Source organism: Mucilaginibacter lutimaris, assembly GCF_042676625.1.
Classification (GTDB): Bacteria; Bacteroidota; Bacteroidia; order Sphingobacteriales; family Sphingobacteriaceae; genus Mucilaginibacter; species Mucilaginibacter lutimaris.
In genome coordinates, this window is sequence record NZ_JBHTIA010000003.1 from 890303 (window position 1) to 908138 (window position 17836).

Annotated in this window: 15 protein-coding genes; 3 read left to right on the forward strand and 12 right to left on the reverse strand. The window is 41.9% G+C overall.

Features of this window, described 5'->3' with window-relative positions:
- Nucleotides 1-19 precede the first annotated feature (19 nt).
- From gmhA to sppA, 4 genes are all read right to left on the reverse strand, one after another.
- Nucleotides 20-574, reverse strand: coding sequence for a D-sedoheptulose 7-phosphate isomerase (gmhA, locus tag ACFQZI_RS04840; RefSeq protein WP_377139137.1), 555 nt, complete (start codon nucleotides 572-574; stop codon nucleotides 20-22).
- Nucleotides 575-659: 85 nt separating this feature from the next.
- Nucleotides 660-1712 carry a D-glycero-beta-D-manno-heptose-7-phosphate kinase gene (gene rfaE1, locus ACFQZI_RS04845; RefSeq protein ID WP_377139140.1) on the reverse strand — a complete coding sequence of 351 codons (1053 nt, stop codon included), beginning with the start codon at nucleotides 1710-1712 and terminating at the stop codon, nucleotides 660-662.
- Nucleotides 1687-3366, reverse strand: coding sequence for a helix-hairpin-helix domain-containing protein (locus tag ACFQZI_RS04850; protein ID WP_377139143.1), 1680 nt, complete (start codon nucleotides 3364-3366; stop codon nucleotides 1687-1689). The genes rfaE1 and ACFQZI_RS04850 overlap by 26 nt, the downstream gene beginning before the upstream one ends.
- 125 nt (nucleotides 3367-3491) lie before the next feature.
- Nucleotides 3492-5270 (reverse strand): signal peptide peptidase SppA, encoded by a 1779-nt coding sequence (gene sppA, locus ACFQZI_RS04855; protein ID WP_377139146.1) that lies wholly within the window; start codon nucleotides 5268-5270, stop codon nucleotides 3492-3494.
- A gap of 81 nt (nucleotides 5271-5351) precedes the next feature.
- On the opposite strand from sppA, the gene folK reads away from it, so the two are divergent.
- Entirely contained in the window at nucleotides 5352-5831 is a 480-nt protein-coding gene (gene folK, locus ACFQZI_RS04860) for a 2-amino-4-hydroxy-6-hydroxymethyldihydropteridine diphosphokinase (protein WP_377139149.1), read from the forward strand.
- A gap of 22 nt (nucleotides 5832-5853) precedes the next feature.
- Nucleotides 5854-6231, forward strand: a complete 378-nt coding sequence (locus ACFQZI_RS04865; RefSeq protein ID WP_377139151.1) for an Hpt domain-containing protein — start codon at nucleotides 5854-5856, stop codon at nucleotides 6229-6231.
- 150 nt (nucleotides 6232-6381) lie between these two features.
- On the opposite strand, the gene purS is transcribed toward ACFQZI_RS04865, so the two are convergent.
- The 4 genes from purS to ACFQZI_RS04885 form a co-directional block, all read right to left on the reverse strand.
- The gene (gene purS / locus ACFQZI_RS04870) at nucleotides 6382-6636 is read right to left on the reverse strand and encodes a phosphoribosylformylglycinamidine synthase subunit PurS (RefSeq protein WP_377139153.1); all 255 of its coding nucleotides are present in this window, start codon (nucleotides 6634-6636) and stop codon (nucleotides 6382-6384) included.
- Nucleotides 6637-6674: 38 nt separating this feature from the next.
- Nucleotides 6675-7418 carry a CDP-diacylglycerol--serine O-phosphatidyltransferase gene (gene pssA / locus ACFQZI_RS04875; RefSeq protein ID WP_377139155.1) on the reverse strand — a complete coding sequence of 248 codons (744 nt, stop codon included), beginning with the start codon at nucleotides 7416-7418 and terminating at the stop codon, nucleotides 6675-6677.
- Nucleotides 7419-7509: 91 nt separating this feature from the next.
- Nucleotides 7510-9135 (reverse strand): transcription termination factor Rho, encoded by a 1626-nt coding sequence (gene rho, locus ACFQZI_RS04880; RefSeq protein WP_377139157.1) that lies wholly within the window; start codon nucleotides 9133-9135, stop codon nucleotides 7510-7512.
- 310 nt (nucleotides 9136-9445) lie between these two features.
- The gene (locus tag ACFQZI_RS04885; protein WP_377139160.1) at nucleotides 9446-10978 is read right to left on the reverse strand and encodes a toxin-antitoxin system YwqK family antitoxin; all 1533 of its coding nucleotides are present in this window, start codon (nucleotides 10976-10978) and stop codon (nucleotides 9446-9448) included.
- Nucleotides 10979-11060: 82 nt separating this feature from the next.
- Here ACFQZI_RS04885 and pyrF point away from each other — a divergent pair, with 82 nt between their 5' ends.
- Nucleotides 11061-11891 carry an orotidine-5'-phosphate decarboxylase gene (gene pyrF / locus ACFQZI_RS04890; protein WP_377141737.1) on the forward strand — a complete coding sequence of 277 codons (831 nt, stop codon included), beginning with the start codon at nucleotides 11061-11063 and terminating at the stop codon, nucleotides 11889-11891.
- Nucleotides 11892-11984: 93 nt separating this feature from the next.
- On the opposite strand, the gene ACFQZI_RS04895 is transcribed toward pyrF, so the two are convergent.
- The 4 genes from ACFQZI_RS04895 to ACFQZI_RS04910 all read right to left on the reverse strand — a co-directional run bounded on the left by ACFQZI_RS04895 (nucleotide 11985) and on the right by ACFQZI_RS04910 (nucleotide 17767).
- A complete protein-coding gene (locus tag ACFQZI_RS04895; protein WP_377139163.1) occupies nucleotides 11985-12518 on the reverse strand; it encodes a pyridoxamine 5'-phosphate oxidase family protein in 534 nt (177 codons plus the stop codon).
- 247 nt (nucleotides 12519-12765) lie between these two features.
- Nucleotides 12766-14133, reverse strand: coding sequence for an exonuclease domain-containing protein (locus ACFQZI_RS04900; protein WP_377139166.1), 1368 nt, complete (start codon nucleotides 14131-14133; stop codon nucleotides 12766-12768).
- A 158-nt stretch (nucleotides 14134-14291) separates the two neighbouring features.
- Nucleotides 14292-16133 carry a membrane protein insertase YidC gene (gene yidC, locus ACFQZI_RS04905; RefSeq protein WP_377139169.1) on the reverse strand — a complete coding sequence of 614 codons (1842 nt, stop codon included), beginning with the start codon at nucleotides 16131-16133 and terminating at the stop codon, nucleotides 14292-14294.
- A 23-nt stretch (nucleotides 16134-16156) separates the two neighbouring features.
- Nucleotides 16157-17767 (reverse strand): CTP synthase, encoded by a 1611-nt coding sequence (locus tag ACFQZI_RS04910; protein ID WP_377139172.1) that lies wholly within the window; start codon nucleotides 17765-17767, stop codon nucleotides 16157-16159.
- Nucleotides 17768-17836 lie beyond the last annotated feature (69 nt).

Below are 17836 nucleotides of genomic sequence, written 5' to 3' on the forward strand. Positions count from 1 at the left end.
CTCACTTTTTGCTTTAGTCTTAATAAGCATCATCCACTGCTTTGCATAAGATATGACCTATCAGAATGTGCATTTCCTGTATCCTGGCAGTAACATCCGATGGTATGATGATATTCAGATCGCAAATGGCGTTCATCTTACCACCATCGCGGCCGGACAGGCCCAGCGTTTTACAACCAATTTTTGTAGCCGCTTCAAAGGCATTCAGTATCCCCTGGCTGTTACCGCTTGTAGAAATACCTATAAACAGATCGCCGGGTTGCGCCAAGGCCTCTACCTGTCGCGAAAATACGTGGTTATAACCATAATCGTTAGCTATTGCCGTAAGTGCCGATGTATCAACTGTTAAGGCAATGCCCGGTAACGCTTTGCGTTCTTTTAAAAACCGGCCGCTAAGTTCGGCCGCTATATGTTGCGCATCTGCAGCGCTGCCGCCGTTACCTGCAATTAGTACCTTTTTACCATCTTTTAATACGGCAACCATAGTATGGCAAGCAGCCTCAATATCTGCCGACAGCGTATCAATTACCTTTTGTATTATATCCCGATGCGCGTAAAGTTCTTCAATAACCATCTGTTAAAATGCTAAATTCTAAACCCTAAATTTAAAAAAGTTAATAAGGCTTTTAAGTTTAATCCTAATCTTTGATCTCCAACCTTTAATCTCTGTTACTCATGTCTTGCAGTATCTCATTAACGGTAGTTACCGCCGAGCCCGTTTGCCTTATTACAATAGCGGCAGCATGGTTGGCAAGTTCGCAGGCTTCTTCAATGTTTAAGCCCTGGGCCATAAAGTAAACCATTGTGGCTATAACGGTATCCCCGGCCCCGGTAACATCAAATACCGATGTTGCTTTTACCGGTAACAGCTTATAAGTTAGTTCGCTAATGATAACCATGCCCTGTTCAGACAGGGTTACTACAATATATTCGGCCCCGGTTTGTTTCAGGATTACGCGGGCAGCCTGTTGCAATTCGTCAATATTAGTAATCTTTTCTGTTTTTGCGGCCTCTGCCAGTTCCTTACGGTTAGGCTTTATAATGTAGGCGCCCCTGTACTTTTCGTAATTAAGGCCTTTAGGGTCTATAACTACTTTTTTACTTTGCTTGTTAGCCTCGTTAATAAGCTGCTGCGTAAGCCCTTCAGAAAATAAACCTTTGTTATAATCAGAGAATATAATAATATCCGCTTGAGCTATCCCCGCTTTTATCTGCTCAATAAACCCGCTTTGCAATCCTTCTGTTAAGGGGGTAGTTACCTCCCTGTCTACACGTACCAATTGGTGACTGCCGGCCATTATTCGGGTTTTTACCGTAGTAGGCCTGTTAGCATCCTTAAAAATGCCATCAGCATTAATGCCTTCGTTAACCAAAATTTCGTTAAGGCGGGTAGCATCGGCATCGTTACCGGTAATTCCTGCCAAAGAGATGCCGGCACCTAACGACAACAGGTTTTGTGCCACGTTAGCCGCGCCGCCCGGGGTAGTAAATTCCTTTTTTACGTTTACAATAGGCACTGGCGCCTCCGGCGATAGCCTGTTAGCATCACCTATAATATAATGGTCAATCATCAGATCGCCAATTACCAGTATATTTGGCTTTGGGCCCGATCGTTGAAGTTCGCGTACTTTATCTGTTAACATATTTTGGGTCATTGGGTCATTGCTGACTTCCCGAGCTTTGGCGTTACCGGCCTGCTCTTTTCTTTTCAAACACTTTTGTAATCTCGGCCAAAGTTAATGCGTTTAGGCACATTTCTTTTGTTAAACCACCTTTGCGGGCAACGTTTGTGCCAAAATGCATATCATGAAAGCCGCTATTACGATGCGCATCGGGGTTTATAGATAGCATTACGCCTTTATCCAGTGCGTACTGGTGCCAGCGCCAATCAAGGTCGAGCCTTAGCGGGTTGGCATTAATTTCAATAACCACATTGTTTGTGGCACAGGCATCAATCACTTTTTTATGGTCAATATCATACCCTTTGCGGCTAAGTAATAACCTGCATGTTGGGTGGCCCAAAATAGTAGTATAAGGGTTTTCTACAGCTTTAATGATGCGGGCTGTAGCTTTATCTTCAGTCATTTTAAGATTAGCATGTACGGAAGCCACAATGAAATCAAATTTTTTCAGGATCTCGTCAGGATAATCCAGCGAACCGTCATTCAGGATATCTGACTCTATACCTTTAAAGATATGGAACCCGGTAATTCTATTATTCAGATGGTCTATTTCTTCCTGCTGCTGCAAAACGCGTTCAATGCTTAAGCCTTTGGCGTAAAACGCGCTTTTGCTGTGGTCGCAAATGCCAAGATACTCTAATTTCAATTCATCGCGGCAATACAAGGCAATCTCTTCAAGAGTATTTACACCATCGCTCCATGTACTGTGGTTGTGCAGGGTGCCCTTAAGATCATGGTAACTAATAAGGGTGGGTAGCTTGTTCTCGGCTGCTTTCTCAATAAATGTATCACCATCGCGTATTTCCGGCTGCATCCAGGCAAGGCCGGCCTTCTGGTAAATAATTTCTTCGGTTTCGGGTTGCTCAAGTGGTATATTTATGCGTGACAGCACTGCATCCACATGCTCGGTAGGGCCGGTGTTTACAAAAAGCTCGTAGTAATAATCGGCTTTATCCACACAAATAATATCGACTAGCAGGCCGTTGGTTAATTCGGCAGAAATGTGTGTTCCGTTCAACACTACATTCTTTAACGTATCTAATTCGGCCAGTGCTTTAAACGCTATTTGCTGGTTTAAGCTGCCTATTACAATAACCAGTTCGCTAATAATCTCGTTAAGCCTGCGAAACTCGCCTGCAAAATGCTTTAACGCCTCCGGGAACACCCCCCGTATCTCTTCCATCAGCTCGTTGGCTTCCTTCTCTACCTGCGAGTAAAGGAATTTGCCATTCCCTGCCATCCGAAATTCTATCACCTTTTTGATCTCGTCCTGGGTTTTTAAGCCAAAGCCTTTGGCTTCTACCAGGCGGTTCTCGTTACAGGCGTAGTATAATTCGCCCACGTTTTCAATACCCAACTCTTTCCAGATAATGGCTACCTTTTTCGGGCCAATACCCTTGATATTCATCATTTCTACCACACCCTCAGGCGTTTGGCTCAGCATTTCCTGCAATTCGCCCATGGTGCCGGTCTCTAAAAGCTGGGCAATTTTGGCGGCAAGGCTTTTGCCAATTCCGTCTATCTTTTCCAACTCCGCAACGGTTTTACCCGCCAGTGGGAAAGACAGCTTGTCTACCTTAAAGGCAGCATTCGCTATCGACTTTATTTTGAAAGGGTTAACCTCGTGCAATTCCATCAATTGCGACAGTAAACGAAGCGTACGTGCTATGGGTTTATTCTCCATAATTTAGTTATGCTGTAAAAATACGAATTGAGGTAATTATAATACAGAATATAGTAACTATTGTTCGGGCAGTAACAAAAAAGCCACCATTACAGGCGGCTTCCACATTCAAAATTTTATAGAAATTACTTTATGATCACATCGTAAGGCATGCGTGCCTGCGGGGTGCGCATCATTTTGGTAACGCCTTTTATTTGTTCGTAATAGCGGTAGTTTTCGCCAAGTTCGGCTTTTACAAAGTGGGCCTTTACTTCGGCTGTTAAGCCTTCGCCAAATTTGTTAAAGATGCTTTTTTGCTCGGGGTATGCAACCAGTTTGTACCCTTTAAGATTAGCTTTTTTAGCGGCAGATGCAATAGCATCGTTAATATTGCCCAACTTGTCTACAAGGCCAATTTTTAAAGCTTGGGTGCCTGTCCATACCCGGCCCTGGCCAATACTGTTTATATATTGTTGTGTCTTGCCGCGGCCGTTGGCCACTGCTTTTGTAAAATCATCGTACCCGTGGTTTACGCTGTTCTGCAAAATTGCCCTTTCCTCCGGTGATAGCGGGCGGCTAACATCACCCAGATCGGCATATTTACCGGTTTTTACACCGTCGAAGCTAAGGCCAAGCTTATCGTTAAACAATTTTTGCATGTTGGGCAGTATGGCAAAAATACCAATAGAACCGGTGATGGTGTTTGGCTCGGCAATAATAGAATCGGCAGCGCAGGCTATGTAATAACCACCCGATGCTGCAACATCACCCATAGATACAATAATAGGCTTAACCTTTTTGGTTAGCATCACTTCGCGCCATATCACATCAGATGCCAGCGAACTGCCGCCCGGTGAATTTACGCGAAGCACTACAGCTTTTACTTTATCATCCATACGCACTTTGCGCAGGGCTTTTGAAATTGTTTCAGACCCTATAGTATTATCATCGCCATCACCGCCGGTAATTTCGCCCGATGCATAAACAACCGCTATCCTGTTTGATGAAGTTACATCTTTAGGGTCGGTCTCCGGTTTGGAGCCGCTTTTTAAGTAGTCGGCCAGTTCAACGCCTGATAGGTCTTTTTTCTCGGCTTTTCCTGTGCGGCTTTTAAGATCGCTCAATATTTCGTCTTTATACTTAAGGCCATCAACAAGTTTGTATTTAAGGGCATCTTCCGGCTGTTGAATGAGGCCGCTGTTAGCATAGTTAAATAACGAATCTTTATTAATGTTGCGGCTTTTGGCTATCCCGGTGAGGAAATGATCATACATCGACCCTAAATAGGAGGTGACCTGCAAGCGGTTGGCATCACTCATTTTGGTAAGTATATAGGGCTCAACAGCACTTTTATAAGTACCAACTTTTATTACCTGTGCCTCTATCCCTAATTTATCTAATGCACCTTTAAGGAAAGTAATCTCGGAACTAAAGCCCCTAAATTCGAAAATACCTTTTGGGTTAATATAAACCTTATCGGCAACTGATGCCAGGTAATAAAAGCCTTGTGTGTAAATTTCAGAATAGGCAATAACGAACTTTTTAGATTTCTTAAAGTCGATAAGCGCGTTGCGGATCTCTTCGGTAGTGGCCTGGCCGCTCATCATGTAACTTTCGTCCAAAAAAATGCCCTTAATGTTATTGTCGGTTTTTGCTTTTTTAATGCTTGCCAGTATATCGTTAAGTCCTATTGATTTATCGCCATCTAAACCCAAAAAACCAAGGTTTGCCAGCGGGTTATTGGGCGTACGCTCGTTTATGGGCGACGTAAATTTTATATGCAGAACAGAGTTGGCCTCTACATCTACCGCTTTATCACTCCCCGCAGCGGCGGCAATCAAGCCAAGTAACAGGGCAAGACCTATAACTGCCATAAGCGTAACACCAACTATAGTAGCTAATACAAATTTGAAGAATTGTTTCATTAACTGTTATAAATAATCTATATATGCAAACTTAGTAATTAGCACAACATTAAGAGCCTTATACCCGATATTTGTTACAACATGATAAATGTTTTTTTACTGCTGGGCAGTAACCTTGGTAACCGTAATTTGTACTTGCAAAAGGCTATAGCACGCATACGCCAGGATGTAGGGGAAATACAACAAACCTCGCCTGTTTACGAAACACAATCATGGGGAAAAACCGACTTGCCCGACTATTTAAACCAGGTTATACTATTACAAACCAGTTTACCTGCACAAGAAGTATTAAACAGGATATTGGCAATTGAAATTGAGTTGGGCCGAAAACGCGAAGAAAAGTGGGGGAGCCGTACTATAGATATTGATATTTTGTTTTACGGGAATGAAGTAATTAACGATACCAACCTTACCGTACCACACCCCGAATTGCATAACCGAAGGTTTACTTTAGAGCCATTAGGAATTATAGCGCCAAACTTTGTTCATCCTGTGTTAAATAAAACTATATTAGATTTAAAAAACAACCTTAACGACAATTTGGTTGTTAATAGAATATAATTTGTGATCATAAACCTGTACAATGTCCGGAAACTTACCACCACAAGATCTTGACCTTTCTTTTCTTTACGAAATTGCCGACGGCAGTGATGAATTTATTGTTGATTCTATTGGGATGTTTTTAGAGCAAACACCTCAACTCATAACAGCTATAAACGATGCTATAAATGCCGGTGACTGGGCAGTTGCAGCACAATCTGCTCATAAATTAAAGCCCAACCTGGGCTTTTTTGGGATGCCCCAAAGCCAGGCCAATATACAGGAAGTAGAACTTGCCTGCAAAGCAGGCGGCGCGGACCCGGCCGATATTAAAACAAAATTTGAAGCCGTTAAAGCGGTAGTAGAGGCCAATCTTGTAGAGTTACAAAAAATTAAAGCTGAGAAAGAAGCTAATTTATAAGAGAGGTAAAAGCTGAAAGGCGAAAGGTCAAAGGCTCTAATCAATCCGCAAACAGATACAAAAAAGAAAGGCCACCTATACCGGGTTGCCTTTTCTATTTTATTGAGATAAAAACCTTTCGCCTTTACCTTTATTCTTTCACTTTAAAAATTATGCTTCTGTAACGGTAAAGCTGTAGCTTTCCATAATAAGGTTGGCTAACAGGTTTTTGCATGCCTGGTCAACTTTGGCGTTGGCAGTTTCGGTGCTGTCGGCGTCAATTTCGAGGGTAATGTGTTTGCCTATACGTACGTTTTGAATTTCGGATAAGCCCAGGTTTTTCATACTGCCGGTTACGGCTTTACCTTGCGGGTCAAGTATTTCTTTCTTCGGCATTACATCAATTTCGGCCAGGAATTTTTTCATCAGTTTTTAGGGTTAGCGAGTGGCGTAAAATAATAAGCTTAAAAGTTTTTTTTAGCGCTTACGATGTTACCATCTGCAAATTTAAGTTGAATTAACGATAGGGTGATATACATTACAATAACCACCGGAACCGCGGCAAATTTAAAAAATAGAATGAGTATTGCCGAGAATAACAGCAATATATAGCGATAAAAATTTTTGTTAAAATCGCGGTTCTTAAATTTAAGCGACATCAGCGGGATCTCGGCTACCAACAGCGTACACATTACAATTATAAATACCGATAATACATAAGGGTTAAGGATGTACCGCGCAATATTACTGTACTGTGGCTGAGCTATAATCAACGGTATCGAAGCTATTAAAATAGCATTTGCTGGTGTTGGTAGGCCAATAAAGCTATCGGCCTGGCGGGTATCATTATTAAATTTAGCCAGCCTTAATGCCGAAAACACAGGGATAAGGAAGGCAATGAAATTTAAATAATCGCTTACATGGGTTATTTGCGGGGCTTGTAGCAACAGCTCATACATAATGGCCGATGGCAGTACGCCAAAGCTCACCATATCGGCAAGCGAATCCAGATCTTTACCTATGCCCGAAAAGGATTGTAAAACACGTGAAGCGAAGCCATCAAAAAAATCGAATATGGCTGCCAGAAAAATTGCGTAGGCTGCAAAAACAAGATTATCCTGAAAAGTAAAAACAATACCTATACAGCCGCTGAACAGGTTTGCACACGTTATAGCATTTGGAAGATGTTTTTTAACCCGTCGCCTCATAATGTTATGAAGGTATCATAAAATTTACAAAAACCCAAAGGAGTTACAATTAACGTTATATTAATTAATAACTCCTATAGGGGTAAAGATATTATGAATTCATCGATATCAAAAATTCTTCGTTAGTACGGGTGCCTTTTATTTGCGCCTGTAAAAATTCCATCGATTCCTGCGAGTTCATGTCTGCAAGGTGGTTACGCAATATCCAGATGCGTTGCAGGGTGTCGCGGTCAAGCAACAGGTCGTCGCGGCGGGTGCTTGAAGCGGTAATATCAATAGCAGGGAAAATACGTTTGTTAGATAGTTTACGATCCAGTTGTAACTCCATGTTACCTGTACCTTTAAACTCTTCAAATATAACCTCATCCATTTTAGAACCGGTTTCTGTTAATGCTGTAGCAATAATGGTTAACGAGCCGCCATCCTCAATGTTACGCGCGGCACCAAAAAAGCGTTTTGGCTTGTGTAACGCGTTGGCATCAACACCACCCGATAATATTTTACCCGATGCAGGGGCTACGGTGTTGTAAGCACGCGCTAAACGGGTAATAGAATCCAGCAGGATAACTACATCATGGCCACACTCAACCATACGCTTCGCTTTTTCTAAAACGATGTTAGCGATCTTAACATGGCGGTCTGCAGGCTCGTCAAATGTTGATGAAACAACCTCGGCACGTACGCTGCGGGCCATATCGGTAACCTCCTCAGGGCGTTCGTCTATCAGTAATATGATCAGGTAAACTTCGGGGTGGTTCTTGGCTATCGCGTTGGCAACATCCTTTAACAACATGGTTTTACCTGTTTTTGGCTGTGCCACAATTAAACCGCGCTGCCCTTTACCTATTGGCGAGAACAGGTCCATAATACGGGTAGAGTAATTGCCCGAATCGGTGAACAGACTTAGCTTTTCTGACGGGAAAAGTGGTGTCAGGTGGTCAAACGGTACACGGTCGCGCACTTCGGCAGGTATGCGGCCATTAATGGCCTCTACACGTACCAGTGGAAAATATTTTTCGCCCTCTTTTGGCGGGCGGATGCTACCGCGCACGGTATCGCCTGTTTTTAAGCCAAATAATTTTATTTGCGATTGCGATACGTAAATATCATCGGGAGAGGTAAGATAGTTATAGTCTGACGAGCGAAGGAAGCCGTAACCATCGGGCATTATTTCTAAAACGCCTTCGTTAACAATAACATTATCAAAGTCGAGGTTTACGGCAGGTTCCTGGTTTTTTGGCTGTTGTGGCGGGCGGCGTTCAAATTTTTGAGGGCGGCCTTCGGTAACAGGCTGCTCGGGCTGGCCGGGCTGCCCGGTCCTTTCACCGGCATCTTCCGTTTTAGCTGCCGGCGCGGCTTCAGCGTTTACAGCGTTGGCTTCGTCTTCCTGTTGCGGTGCATCTTCCTCTTGTTCAAAAAGGTTTGTATCATCTAAAGGTACTTCAACACGCGGGGTATCTTTGGTTTTTACAGAACGTGTGCGTTTGCGTGTTTTTTCAGTTGTATCTGGGGTGGCTTCGGCAGCCGGTTTTTCTGCGTAATTATTTTCAACAATGGCTTGTTGGTTCCTGGCGGCTTCTATTAACTGCTGTTGCTCAACTATTTTAGTGATAAGTGAGGCTTTCCTAAGCTCATCGGCTTCTGCAATACCCAAACTTTTAGCAATTTCGCGCAACTCAGAAACGAGTTTGTCGTTCAATTCGATTGTATCAGACATGATATGAATTATAGTTCAAAAGGATTTTTTATGTGAAAATTGTTTTGTGAAACCCTGTATTATGCAATTAAAGGCCAGGTAAAGTATTAGCTAATAAAGTACGTGGAGTTGAAATTGTTTCTTTAGTGCAAGAAATAATGCAGGAAAACAGTGCAATTTTAACGAAATTATCTTACAATGCAAATTTATTAAAAAAATAAAGATATTTAGATTATTGCAAAAACGACAATTGCTATACCTTTAAACTTAAAATAGTAAATATAAATATAGTATATTCGATATGATTGATTCCATTAATAAATAAAGGCAATCAATGACACATACGAAGTAATTGTATCACAATAAAAATAAATAATATTGCAACCCTCCAATTTAACAGGTAATTAGTTTTTGGGTATTCTCTTTCTCTTATTATGCCTAAATCCGTTTCAACTTCTGTGGCCTCATCTTCCGTAGTCTCATCTTCCTGGAAGTAATAGTTGCCATATATTGGTTTACTTATAAGGGATTTAGCCATTAGGTCATATATTTCATGCCGAATCAGTCGGCCATCATCAGCATAACTTATTTTTTTAACTAATATTTGATCTTTGTACCAAAATTCATACTCCATATTTTCTGTGTGCGCCCATCTTCTAAAACCGTAGCCATCTGCATAATTCCCGTTTTTATAAATGTACTTGGACCGCTGCTTTCCGTTTTGAAAGTAAGCTGATGACTCTCCGTTTAACTGCCCATGTTCATTGTATTCTGCTGATGATTTAAGTTGACCGGAAAAAAACCAATCTCTCCAAATGCCAACCCGCATGCCGCCATTATATTTCTTTTCTGCTTTTATATTGCCATTATCAAACCATTCAGTTATAATTCCCTCTGGTTTATCATATTGATAATGTCCTTCTAATTTTAGCTTTCCATTATCGTGGAATTCTTTGTAATCACCATGTTTGATATATTCTTTCAGCTTACTTGTTGTGGTCTCTAAAAGTCCTGGTAATAATGCTTCCTTTTCATCCCAGTTTTCAATGATGTGCTTTATTTGCCAGGGGTAAAGATGGTCGGCAAGGCTTTCCATATCAAATTCCGGCTCATTTACGGTAATAAAATCACGACTGATGATAACGTACGGGGGATCTATGTTTAAATTTTGATATGCTTGCATTTTATGGTGCCCGTCAAGTATAAATGTTCCAGAAACATCATATTCGGGCATGTAATAAGCGTGCATTAATATAACAAATGGACGCTTTCCATTTTTTATTTCTTGTTCAAAAAAGTTTACGTGCTCAGGGTCAATCTCGGAAAATGGACGTGTAGCAATATAAACGCTGCTGTGACCAGTATCATATAATTGGCTTGAGGTAAAGGAAGTTAAATCATCGTTTGAATAACTTTCCAATCCTCTACTATGATAATGTTTTTTATAATCATCTCTTAATTCATCACTAAGATTTAAGTTAACCGATTGCGGATAAAACATGTACCAGGCCATGTCATATGTGCTACTGCCATTAACTGAAGTTACGGTTACCTGTTTTTTACTTTTGCCGTCACTGTATGAAAGGCTATACTCTCCATTTTCAAATAGTGTAAATAACGGCTTTAAAATATCATGCAATTCTTCTGCCCTGTCGGTAAAATCCTCATAAAGATTTTCAGTGATCTTGTCGCGTATTAATTGCCTTTCACTTACGGAGTATGGCATCATACATAAATATTGGCCTATAGATCCTCCACAGTCATACCATATCAGCGAAACCGGCCTTTTGATTTTTAAATAAGACCCTATATCGCTATATCCTATTGTAATTATATTAAGGCCATCAGTAACCTTTATCTTCATAACACCTGTAAAATGTAAAACATTACTAAATTGCCTTTAATTTTTTAGTTTTGCAGCATATAACAAATTCAAAATCTACATGATATCCCGCGCGCAACTCGTTGAACAGATAAAACAGAAAAAATCATTTTTATGCGTTGGCCTCGATACCGACATAGATAAGATACCCCAATTTTTGCTGCAATACCCCGATCCGGTTTTTGAATTTAATAAACGAATTATAGATGCTACTAAAGACCTTTGTATTGCCTACAAGCCAAACGCCGCTTTTTACGAAAGCCGCGGGTTAAAAGGTTTGCAAAGCTTAATCAGCACCTCCCAATATACTCCAAAAAACATCCTGAATATAATAGACGCAAAGCGCGGAGATATTGGTAACACATCTGACAATTATGCCAAAGCCTTTTTTAACGAAGAAACATCGGGTATGAGCTTTGATGCTATTACCGTTACGCCATATATGGGTAATGACAGCGTTACGCCATATTTAAAGTACGATGGCAAATGGGTAATTATTTTAGCGCTTACCTCATCGGTTGGAAGTAAAGATTTCCAATATCTGGAGACGGAAAGTGGCTTTTTATACGAAACCGTTATACAAAAGGCTAATACCTGGGCAGGGGCCGACAGGCTGATGTTTGTGGTTGGCGCTACCAAAAGCACCGAATTTACCAACATTCGTAAATACGCGCCCGATAACTTTTTGCTTGTACCCGGCGTTGGCGCGCAGGGGGGGAGCCTGGAAGATGTGTGTAAATATGGTATGACCAAAGATTGCGGACTGATCGTAAACTCATCGCGCGGGATCATCTACGCAAGTAATGGCGAAGACTTTGCCGAAGCCGCCCGTGCCGAAGCATTAAAGCTACAACAACAAATGCAGGCCGAGTTAGAAAAGGCAGGCGTTGTATAAAGAGGCAAGAGATAAGAATCAAGAGCCAAGACAAGAAAGCACAATATTTATTTTGATCCTTGACTCTTGGCTCTTGTATCTTGATTCCAAGTTCTATACCTCCAATTTCCCCTCAATAGAATCATCAAGCGTTTTGCCGATGGCCGCGCCAACCAGCTGTTTAACAAAAGCAACGGCGTTGCCATGTTTGTTATCCCAATAATAGCCTTGTGTTGGCGATATTTTGATTACTGAGATGCGCGGGTCGTCTACACCTTCGGTAAACCAGGTTTTTAATACAGGCTCCCATAGCTCTTTTATCTTTTCCTTGTCCTCACTTATCTCGGCTATACCGTATACGTTAAGGAAGTCGGAATATTTAGATCCTTGAAATAAAAGCTGCACCATTGGATCCTGCGCAATTTCCGCGTTCTTATGGCTATCGTTAGCGCTCAGAAACCATAGGTCGCCGTTATCATCAATCTTTTGTGGCGACATAGGGCGGGTTGAAAAGGGCAAACCTGTACGGATGTTTGTACAAAAAAAGCAGCTTACCCCTTCGGCAAGTTCTTTCAGTTTGGTCCATGCCTGGGTACCTTGCAGGTTCTCAAAATTATCTTCGGGTTGATTTTGGTTAATGCTATCCATGGTAGTTTTTATATGTTTTTATGATAATATATTAACCCTCATGAAATTTATTTGTTTGGGAAGATTGCAGGTTTAAATATTGGCATCAAGGGATATAGCATTTTAAGTGATGTTCATGGTGTCACTATTGCGTCACTACTTTTTAAATCAAAAACTTAATAGTCAATTGTTTACGAAAAAATAGCTTGGTTGTGCAAACGTGAACGTGAACATTTTGCCACTTTTTATTAACGATTTTTAACCTTAATTACGCCGAAAAACTCACTTTGCGCTGTGGGAAACGCTCGGCGTAGCCGGTTACAATATTGCGGATGTAATCGTTCCCAGGGTAGGGTGTAAGGTAGTTTTTAAGCGCCTGAATGTTGCCTACATCGTAATAATGAGAAATATACCCCATGCCGTAAAAACGGCCTTCTTCAATTAGTATGCAGCTATGCTCATCATCGGTACGTCCTTCATCGCGTATGGCGAAGGTTGGTAGTGCTTTCTTCAATTCATCTAAGGCACCCTGGATACGCTGGTTGTAAACCTCCGGCGACTCATGCCCTTCGCAGGCACAGGCACCTACATTAGCACCCTGGCAGGGCTGGTCGTTTTTTTGGATAAAACAAAGTTTTGGGCAAAGGCCAAAGGTATCTATCAGGTTAAGTAACAAATTACGGCCCTCGTAAAGCGAGTTGCAGGCATAAACCGCAGGCATATGCTTACGGTGCTTATCTACAGCCAGGCGCATATAACCACGCTGATCTTCGTACATATAAATACCAAAAGTGTTTTCGAAACGCTTAAGCGAACGGTTATACTTTGGCCACAACCGTTTGATCTCTACAGCTTCGGTCACCAGGGCTATCAACTCATTGCCGCAAACCTGGTGGCTAATGCGATAGATGTTTTTCAAAAATTCCTGCCTTTGCAGGTTTGGGTTATTACCGGTAAAGTGGCTGCAAACCCGTTTCCTGATGTTTTTGGCTTTGCCCACATACACCACCTTGCCCTTTTCATCATGAAAATAATAAATGCCCGGCGATGTTGGCAGCGCTTCAATATCCGTTTTTGGCAGGTTGGCGGGCAACACCTGTTCTTTGCTGTTTTGCTTTAATGCCGCCCCTATGTGGTTCGAAGTATCGTTCTTTAAATATAAGCTAAACAATTGTGCAGTAGCTTCGGCATCCCCCATGGCGCGGTGGCGGGCATTGTTGGAAATTCCTAAATGTGTGCAAAGCTTTCCCAGACTGTATGACATCAGCCCCGGCATTATTTTGCGCCCAAGGCGAACAGTACACAGTTTATTGGCATTCAGCTCATAACCGGCGGCATTCAGGTGGTATCTTAAAAAAGAGTAATCGAAGTTTACGTTGTGGGCCACAAAGATCTGGCCTTTAAGCAGGTGGTAAATTTCGTGCGCAACATCCTCAAAAAGCGGTGCGTCCTGCACCATTTCGTTGGTGATGCCCGTTAAGGCACGAATATAAACCGGTATATCCCGCTGCGGATTTACCAGGGATTCGAACCGTCGGGTTACTCTTTTACCGTCGTGTATGCATATAGCAATCTCGGTAATGCCATTAGCGCTGGCATGCCCACCCGTCGTCTCAATATCCACAATTGCATACATGGTTTCAAATGTAAAACAATTTTGCTAATAATATTAGTCTGTTTTAAAATTTAGTCCCATAGTCTGATGTCGTTAATGCAAAAAGCCCGATAGGTTTAAACTACCGGGCTTCTACTTTTTATCTTTCGGATTTCCGACTGCGGACTTCCGACTTAAAATTACTTCCCTTTCTTCGCTTGCAACTGTTGTTGCTGGCGCATCATTTCTTCCATTTTGGCAGCAAAGCCCGATTTTTTCTTTTTGTCCTCAGGCTTGTTTTTGTTCTCCTGGATCTGCGCATGGATCTTTTTGTCGTCAACCATAAACTTGATCAGGTATTGCTGAGCAAAAGTTAACATGTTTGCCAAAAAGTAATAATAGTTCAAACCTGATGGATAGCTGTTAAGCGTAGCCAGGAAAATGATAGGTGTAATGTAACCTATATACTTCATTTGCCCGGTAGCGCCCGAAATTTGGTTGTTAAAGTAGGTGTATATCAATGTAGATATTGTCATCAATAAACACATTAAACTAATGTGGTCACCAATGAACGGGATATGACCAAAAGTTATTACCGCATCGTAAGTCGACAGATCTTTCATCCAAAGGAAACTTTCGCCCCTGAGTTCAAACAAACTTGGGAAGAAACGGAAAAAGGCGATCACGATAGGCATCTGTATCAGCAATGGCAAACAACCACCCAATGGATTTACCCCCGCTTTTTTATAAAGCTTAAGATATTCCTGCTGTAAAAGCGTAGGGTTATCTTCGCCAACCTTAGCTTTTATTTCGTCCATTTCCGGCTTCAATACGCGCATTTTAGCCATGGATAGGTACGACTTGTAAGTTAACGGCGACAATACCAGTTTCAATGCAATGGTTAGTATCAAAATGATGATACCATAGTTCCAGTTGAATTTATTTAGTAAATTAAACAACGGCAATACCGCAAACTGGTTTATGTATTTTAACGGTCCCCAACCCAGGTTAACCAGCTTTTGCAGATCGTAACCCTGGTCTTTTAAGGTATTGTAACGGTTGGGGCCAAAATAAAACTCTAAAGGAACCGCGCCCGCCGCATTAGGCGTTAGGGTAAGGTTAGCCTTCATTTGCTTTACGTTTGTAGTGTCGGCAACGTCGGTAGCAACCTCAAGGTCAGATTTTGAAATGCCATCTTTAGCTATCAGCACGTTTGAAAAAAAGTGTTGCTTAAACGCAACCCATTGCATTTTTTTATCAGCAATGGCCTTTTTATCATCCTTAGTTTCGCTCAGGTAATCAACCTCATTATCGGTATTTTTATAATAAACCGTAGAGTATTGACGCTCCTGCGTCATGTCCTTTTCTTTTTTAGGTAAGCTCGCGCTCCAGTTAAGGTTATAACCGCCCACAGTAGATACTACCTGTTCTAACCCGGTAGATTTGATATTCAAGCCAACTTTAAAGCCGGTACCTTTAAGCGAATAAATATAATCTACATACTGCGTTGGGCTGTAGCTTAACCGCATGGTAATTGATGACGAATCCTGATCTGCAACTGTTAAACCTGTACCGCTTGGCGTAAAATAAAGATCGTTTGTGTTTAACGTCCTGTCGCCGGCTTTAAGGGTTAACCCAAATTTGTTATCCTTACCATCAAAAAGTATTAATGGCTTTTTACTGAAGGTTTTGTAATTTTTAAGTTCGGCAGAGTATATACGGCCACCTTTGGTAGATAGCTTTAGGCGCATCTCTTTGTTCTCGATAGTTACAAACTGTTCGCTCCCAACCGTAGCTGCGCCAAAAGGGGTTTTTAACACCGCCGAATCAACAACACCTGTTTTATGAGCAGTATCAGCTTTAGGTGCATTTTTAGCAGCAGTTGTTGCGGCCGGGTCTTTTATCAGTCCTTTTTTAATCGAATCAAGGTGAACGGTAAGCTGCTCTTTTTTAATGTCAGCTTCAGATGGTTTCATGAAATATATGGACGCGCCCATAATTATCATGATCAGGAACAATCCTGTAAATTGATTTTTATCCATTATCTATTGTATCGTACTATCAATCAGTTCTTGCGGGCATAAGCCAGCGAAGCGGCGACAAAGTTAATAAAAAGTGGATGCGGATTAGCAACTGTTGATTTTAATTCGGGGTGAAACTGCGCCCCTACAAAAAACGGGTGGTTTTTTAACTCCACAACTTCAACAAGGCCATTATCGGGGTTTATGCCGGATGGTGTTAAGCCTGCTGCTTCGTAATCTTTTAAATAACTGTTATTAAATTCGTAACGGTGCCGGTGGCGTTCGCTAATATGTGTTTTGCCGTATGCTAAAGCTGCCTTGCTGCCTTTTTTCAGGTCGCATGGGTAAGCGCCTAAACGCATTGTACCGCCCTTGTTTACAATGGTTTTCTGTTCCTCCATCATGGCAATTACCGGGTGTGGGGTATCTGGGTTCATTTCGGTACTGCTGGCATCTTTCAAATTAAGCACGTTACGGCCAAATTCTACAACAGAACACTGCATACCCAAACAGATGCCAAAGAATGGGATATTGTTTTCGCGCACGTAACGGATAGCCTCGATCTTGCCTTCAAAACCACGTTCGCCAAAGCCGGGTGCAACTAATACGCCATGCAGGCCACGCAGTTTTTCTACCGCGTTCTCAGGCGTTAATTGCTCCGAAGGGATGTACTGCACACGTACCTTACACTCATTTTTAGCGCCCGCGTGTATAAAGGCTTCAATGATAGATTTATAGGCATCCGGCAGTTCCACATATTTACCAACCAGGCCAATTCTCACTTCGGACGTTGGGTTTTTTAAGCGGCCCAAAAAGTCTTTCCAGTTATCCAGGTTAGGCTCATTCTTATGTGATAGCTTTAATTTTGAAAGTACCGTTTGATCCAATTTTTCCTTTAGCATCAGCAAAGGCACATCATATATTGTTGATGCATCCATCGATTCGACAACCGCGTTGATGTTAACGTTACAAAATAGCGCAATTTTTTTTCTGATGTCGGCATTAATGTGGTGCTCGGTACGGCAAACTAAAATATCAGGCTGAATACCGTACTCCAGTAACATCTTAACCGAGTGTTGTGTAGGTTTGGTTTTTAACTCGCCCGCAGCAGCAAGGAAGGGGATAAGCGTTAGATGTATAACCAGCGCGTTATTTGGGCCGGCCTCCCATTTAAACTGCCTTACAGCCTCCACAAATGGTAACGACTCAATATCGCCCACGGTACCACCGATCTCGGTAATCACAATGTCGTAATCGCCGGTTTCGCCAAGTATGCGCATGTTGCGTTTTATCTCGTCGGTGATGTGTGGCACAACCTGCACGGTTTTACCAAGGAATGCACCCTCACGCTCGCGGTTAATAACATTTTGGTAAATGCGGCCGGTAGTAATATTGTTGGCTTTTGATGTTGGCGTGTTTAAAAAGCGCTCGTAGTGGCCAAGGTCAAGGTCGGTTTCGGCACCATCCTCGGTAACATAGCATTCGCCATGTTCGTAAGGGTTTAAAGTACCCGGATCAATATTAATGTAGGGATCGAATTTTTGGATGGTTACGCGATAGCCGCGCGCCTGTAAAAGTTTAGCTAATGAGGCCGAAATAATGCCTTTTCCTAACGATGAGGTAACTCCACCCGTAACAAAAATGTATTTAGTCATGATTTTTTTGAAATCCGGTAAGCGGTTTTAAAGCCGAAACCATTGTTTGTGTACGGGATACAAAAGTAA

Excerpts from the sequence above, each read along its gene's own strand:
- gmhA (WP_377139137.1), bottom strand. The coding sequence starts at position 574 with ATGGTTATTGAAGAACTTTACGCGCATCGGGATATAATACAAAAGGTA.
- ACFQZI_RS04850 (WP_377139143.1), bottom strand. The coding sequence starts at position 3,366 with ATGGAGAATAAACCCATAGCACGTACGCTTCGTTTACTGTCGCAATTG.
- ACFQZI_RS04865 (WP_377139151.1), top strand. The coding sequence starts at position 5,854 with ATGTCCGGAAACTTACCACCACAAGATCTTGACCTTTCTTTTCTTTAC.
- rho (WP_377139157.1), bottom strand. The coding sequence starts at position 9,135 with ATGTCTGATACAATCGAATTGAACGACAAACTCGTTTCTGAGTTGCGC.
- pssA (WP_377139155.1), bottom strand. The coding sequence starts at position 7,418 with ATGAGGCGACGGGTTAAAAAACATCTTCCAAATGCTATAACGTGTGCA.
- ACFQZI_RS04895 (WP_377139163.1), bottom strand. The coding sequence starts at position 12,518 with ATGGATAGCATTAACCAAAATCAACCCGAAGATAATTTTGAGAACCTG.
- folK (WP_377139149.1), top strand. The coding sequence starts at position 5,352 with ATGATAAATGTTTTTTTACTGCTGGGCAGTAACCTTGGTAACCGTAAT.
- ACFQZI_RS04885 (WP_377139160.1), bottom strand. The coding sequence starts at position 10,978 with ATGAAGATAAAGGTTACTGATGGCCTTAATATAATTACAATAGGATAT.
- ACFQZI_RS04910 (WP_377139172.1), bottom strand. The coding sequence starts at position 17,767 with ATGACTAAATACATTTTTGTTACGGGTGGAGTTACCTCATCGTTAGGA.
- ACFQZI_RS04900 (WP_377139166.1), bottom strand. The coding sequence starts at position 14,133 with ATGTATGCAATTGTGGATATTGAGACGACGGGTGGGCATGCCAGCGCT.
- yidC (WP_377139169.1), bottom strand. The coding sequence starts at position 16,133 with ATGGATAAAAATCAATTTACAGGATTGTTCCTGATCATGATAATTATG.
- sppA (WP_377139146.1), bottom strand. The coding sequence starts at position 5,270 with ATGAAACAATTCTTCAAATTTGTATTAGCTACTATAGTTGGTGTTACG.
- purS (WP_377139153.1), bottom strand. The coding sequence starts at position 6,636 with ATGAAAAAATTCCTGGCCGAAATTGATGTAATGCCGAAGAAAGAAATA.